This is a genomic window from Streptomyces sp. NPDC002156, assembly GCF_053593675.1.
On sequence record NZ_JBSFDA010000326.1, the window covers coordinates 1 to 4,552 of the forward strand.

Consider the following 4,552-nt stretch of genomic DNA (forward strand, 5'->3'; position numbering starts at 1 on the left):
GGCGGGTGGGTGGGAAAGAAGGTCGCGCTCTACGCGCTCGTCCTCAGACGCCGGACGGGCTGGGTGGGGGTGCAGGCGGGTGGGTGGGAAAGAAGGTCGCGCTGTACGCGCTCGTCCTCAGACGCCGGACGGGCTGGGTGGGGGTGCGGGCCGGTGGGTGGGAAGGGAACTCGCGCTGAACGGCCTCGTCCTCAGACGACGGGCGGGCTGAGATGTGTCCCGTTGCGCCAACTGTGGGGTGTTTCTGGGGTTTTTGGGGTGGGGGGCGTGGTGGTCCGGCAGCATCTCTGGTGTGTTGAGTGTGGGGGCCCTGCGGGCCCATCTGTTGGCTGCTCGGATTGCTGGGCCCGTGGCCACCTCTCGGGAGGAGAGTCTGCGGAGTTATCGGCTTTTTGCTGCCCGGGATCCTCGGGTGCTGATCGGGCTCGATCCTGAGTGGACCTGGCGGCAGCGGGATCTGGTCGGGTTGATGGCCGACAAGTGTGGGGTCTCGGCCGATCCGCAGTGCACTTCCGGGTGTGATGTGATCGATCCGGAGCGGACTCTTGTAGCCCTTGATGCCTTCGCTGAGCGGCTCTCCGTGGTCGCTCGGAGTAAGGCGCCGGTACTCCTGGGTACCGGTCACCCGCATCGACTGCTCGGTTTCTACGCCGCTCTCGCGGACGCCCTGTCGGCGGCGGGGTGTGCCGTTCTCACCCCCACGCAGGGTAGCTCTGTCGACATAACGACCCGGTTCGGTCTACGCACGTACAACCTTGACTACGTACGAGGCGTCGCGCTCGTCCGCGAACCGGGCCTCCTGGCCGCCGGGCGTGAGCCGGGCGCACACACGCACTCCCCCCTCCCGGTTCGGACCGTTCTGGGTGCTGTTGCCGACGTCGGCGGGGTGCTGCCGGAGCTCGTGATCGGGGACCACGGGTGGGTCTGCGGTGCAGGTCAGCTGGGGTTCGAGGCCATTGGGCTGGCCGATACGGACGACCCCGCGCTCTTCGTGGGGGAGGCGGAGGGATCCGTGTCCGTCGTCGTTCCACTTGATGACGCTGTGCGGTCTGATTACTACCGGCCGATTACCCGCTACGTACTCAATCGAGCGTGTCTGTCACAGTAGGCCGCCGATGGGTGCACCTCTTCCCCACTCGCATCACCCGCCCCTACATTGGGGAGTGAGCACGCAGCGACGAAGAGTCACCGGAAGGGGAAGCCGGTGGCCGGGTCGAGTGCGGAAGGTTCAGGTGTGTCATGGCTGCAGCTGGCGAGAGGCCTCTGAACGAGGTTCAGTTCCTTACCGTGGCGGAAGTCGCCTCGGTGATGCGAGTGTCGAAGATGACCGTGTACCGGTTGGTGCACAGCGGTCATCTGCCCGCGATTCGGGTGGGGCGGTCCTTCCGCGTCCCCGAGCAAGCGGTTCACGAGTACCTCCGCGAGAGCTATGTGGGGGTGGAAACAGCCTGACGGCGGTCGAGGGGGGCGTGGATGGGGACCCTCGGGTCCCTCCCTGAACTCCTCGGTTGTCCTCGATTACGACCTCAGCGCTCGGACGGGTAGGCTGGCCCCTTGTAGGTCGTATGGGCCCATGGCGCCCAACGCCGAGTGATGAGAAGTGAGCGAGGGTAGTCGTGGGCTCTGTTATCAAGAAGCGGCGCAAGCGGATGGCTAAGAAGAAGCACCGCAAGCTGCTGAAGCGCACGCGTGTTCAGCGTCGCAACAAGAAGTAGAAGTAGTACAACGAGCAGTTCCGCTGTGGCCCCCCACCGGTTTCGGTGGGGGGCCACAGTGACTTCATGCATCGGGCGGTCATCACAGCGCAACAACAACCCGCTAGGTTGGGCTCCACACACCGAAGGAAGGCGCTGATCTTGGGCAAGGTCGTGCTTGTGACCGGAGTGGCCCGTCAGCTGGGGGGCCGGTTCGTACGACGGATCCAGCGTGACCCGCAGGTCGACCGGGTCATCGCCGTGGACGCGGTTCCGCCCGAGCACCACCTGGGCGGTGCGGACTTCATCCAGGCCGACATCCGGCAGCCCACCATCGCGCGTGTACTCGCCGAGACGAACGCCGACACCGTTGTGCACATGGACGTCACGGGTATCGCGCTGGGCAGCGGCAGCGGCAGCCGGGCCACGGTCAAGGAGACCAACGTCATCGGCACCATGCAGCTGCTGGGCGCCTGCCAGAAGTCGCCGACCGTCAAGCGGCTGGTCGTGAAGTCCAGTACGAATGTGTATGGGTCCGCTCCTCGTGACCCGGCCGTCTTCACCGAGACCACCCCGCCCAAGTCGTTGCCCAGCGGTGGCTTCGCCAAGGACGCGGTGGAGGTCGAGGGGTATGTGCGAGGGTTCGCGCGACGTCGGCCCGACGTCGCCGTGTGTGTGCTGCGCTTCGCCAACATCCTGGGGCCGACCGCGGACTCGCCGCTTGCCCAGTACTTCGGGCTGCCGGTCCTGCCGACCGTGTTCGGCTACGACCCCCGGCTCCAGTTCGTGCACGAGGACGACGTGATCGAGGTCCTGCGCATCGCCTCGCACGACCCGGCGCGCGGAACGCTCAACAGCGGCACGTTCAACATCGCCGGCGACGGGGTGCTGTTGCTGTCGCAGTGTTCGCGGCGGCTCGGCCGGCCCACCGTGCCGTTGCTGCTGCCCGCCGTCACCTGGGCGGGCTCGCTGGTGCGTACGCTGGGCATCACGGACTTCTCGCCCGAGCAGATCCGGCTGCTCACGCACGGCAGGGTCGTGGCGACGAACCAGATGCGCGAGACGCTGGGCTACCGACCGAAGTTCACGACCGCCGAGACGTTCACGGACTTCGCGCGTGTCCGCGGTCCCGGTCTGCTGCCGCCGGAGGCCCTCGCGGGGGCCGTCGACCGGATCGCGGCGCTGCCCTTCGTACCCTTCCCGGGCAGTGCCGGTACCCCGGTCACGACAGCCGTGACACCCACGACAGCGACCTGACGGAGACGGCCTGAGGGTCAACCGACGCAGAGCGCCAACCGAGGAGCGCATCAACGATGGCGGATGCCAAGGTCATTCCGTTCGACGACGACAGGTCCCGCGCGGGCACCTCCCCGCGGCCGTCGCGCCGCCGGGGCGCGGGGAGCAGCCGGCGCAAGGGCGAATCGGCGGTGGTACGTGAGGTCCAGCCCCTGCCGGGACCGGCGCGCCCGCAGGATGATGTTCGTGTGACACGAGAGCAACAGCCGTCCCAGCCGCCCCAGGAACAGCCCGGGCAGCAGCCGTCCCCGTCGTCTTCCCCGCACGGCGGTGTCGTCGGTGGTCTGGAGCGGCGGGTCGCGGGCGGGCTGTCCTTCCTGCGGCGCCGGCTCACCGGGGACTACGAGGTCGACGACTTCGGCTACGACGCCGAACTCACCGACCAGGTCCTGATGTCACTGGTGCGCCCGCTGTACGAGAAGTACTTCCGGGTCGAGGTCAAGGGCATCGAGAACATCCCGACCGACGGCGGCGCCCTGATCGTCGCCAACCACTCGGGGACGCTGCCGCTGGACGGCGTGATGATGCAGGTCGCCGTGCACGACAACCATCCGGCGGGCCGGCATCTGCGGCTTCTCGCGGCGGACCTGGTCTTCATGCTGCCGGTGGTCAACGAGCTGGCCCGCAAGGCCGGTCACACCCTGGCCTGCGCCGAGGACGCCGAACGGCTCCTGGAGCGCGGCGAACTCGTGGGTGTGATGCCGGAGGGCTTCAAGGGCATCGGCAAGCCGTTCAGCGAGCGGTACAAGCTGCAGCGCTTCGGGCGGGGCGGCTTCGTGTCGACGGCACTGCGGCAGGGTGCGCCGATCATCCCGTGCTCGATCGTCGGGGCGGAGGAGATCTACCCGATGATCGGCAACGCCAAGACGCTGGCCCGGGTGCTCGGTTTCCCGTACTTCCCGATCACCCCGACGTTCCCGTGGCTGGGCCCGCTGGGCGCGCTCCCGCTCCCCACGAAGTGGACGATCCAGTTCGGCGAGCCGATCCGCACGGACGGCTATCCGCCGGAGGCGGCCGAGGACCCGATGCTGATGTTCAACCTGACGGACCAGGTCAGGGAACAGATCCAGCACACGCTGTACAAGCTGTTGGTGCAGCGGCGGTCCGTGTTTTTCTGAGGGCTCGTGACGCGGGGGGTCTTCGGGTGCGCTGGGCCGGCGGGCGGAGTCCGGCGCAGCCGTGCGAAGCCTGCGAAGCAGTGCGAGGGCGGCGGTGTAGATGGGTCGCGATGCTGATGTTCAACTTGACGGACCAGGTCAAGGAGCAGATCCAGCACACGCTGTACAAGCTGTTGGTGCAGCGGCGGTCCGTGTTTTTCTGAGGGCTCGTGACGCGGGGGGTCTTCGGGTGCGCTGGGCCGGCGGGCGGAGTCCGGCGCAGCCGTGCGAAGCCTGCGAAGCAGTGCGAGGGCGGCGGTGTAGATGGGTCGCGATGCTGATGTTCAACCTGACGGACCAGGTCAGGGAACAGATCCAGCACACGCTGTACAAGCTGTTGGTGCAGCGGCGGTCCGTGTTTTTCTGAGGGCTCGTGACGCGGGGGGTCTTCGGGTGCGCTGGGCC

The 4,552-nt window shown here is 67.6% G+C and carries 4 protein-coding genes and 2 pseudogenes; all 6 read left to right on the forward strand.

The window, feature by feature from the left end:
- Window positions 1-292: 292 nt before the first annotated feature.
- Complete coding sequence (locus ACWCRB_RS49155) at window positions 293-1,108, forward strand: phosphatase (protein ID WP_451002277.1); 816 nt, start codon at window positions 293-295, stop codon at window positions 1,106-1,108.
- 131 nt (window positions 1,109-1,239) lie between these two features.
- A complete protein-coding gene (locus ACWCRB_RS49160; protein WP_004984898.1) occupies window positions 1,240-1,452 on the forward strand; it encodes a helix-turn-helix domain-containing protein in 213 nt (70 codons plus the stop codon).
- A gap of 164 nt (window positions 1,453-1,616) precedes the next feature.
- On the forward strand, window positions 1,617-1,715 hold the full coding sequence (locus ACWCRB_RS49165) for a 30S ribosomal protein bS22 (protein WP_003948845.1): 99 nt from the start codon (window positions 1,617-1,619) through the stop codon (window positions 1,713-1,715).
- A 141-nt stretch (window positions 1,716-1,856) separates the two neighbouring features.
- Window positions 1,857-2,951 carry an NAD-dependent epimerase/dehydratase family protein gene (locus tag ACWCRB_RS49170; protein WP_451002278.1) on the forward strand — a complete coding sequence of 365 codons (1,095 nt, stop codon included), beginning with the start codon at window positions 1,857-1,859 and terminating at the stop codon, window positions 2,949-2,951.
- 56 nt (window positions 2,952-3,007) lie between these two features.
- Window positions 3,008-3,191: pseudogene (locus ACWCRB_RS49175) on the forward strand (glycerol acyltransferase); the annotation flags it as partial.
- 77 nt (window positions 3,192-3,268) lie between these two features.
- Window positions 3,269-4,108: pseudogene (locus tag ACWCRB_RS49180) on the forward strand (lysophospholipid acyltransferase family protein); the annotation flags it as partial.
- Window positions 4,109-4,552: the final 444 nt, after the last annotated feature.

Excerpts from the sequence above, each read along its gene's own strand:
- ACWCRB_RS49160 (WP_004984898.1), top strand. The coding sequence starts at position 1,240 with ATGGCTGCAGCTGGCGAGAGGCCTCTGAACGAGGTTCAGTTCCTTACC.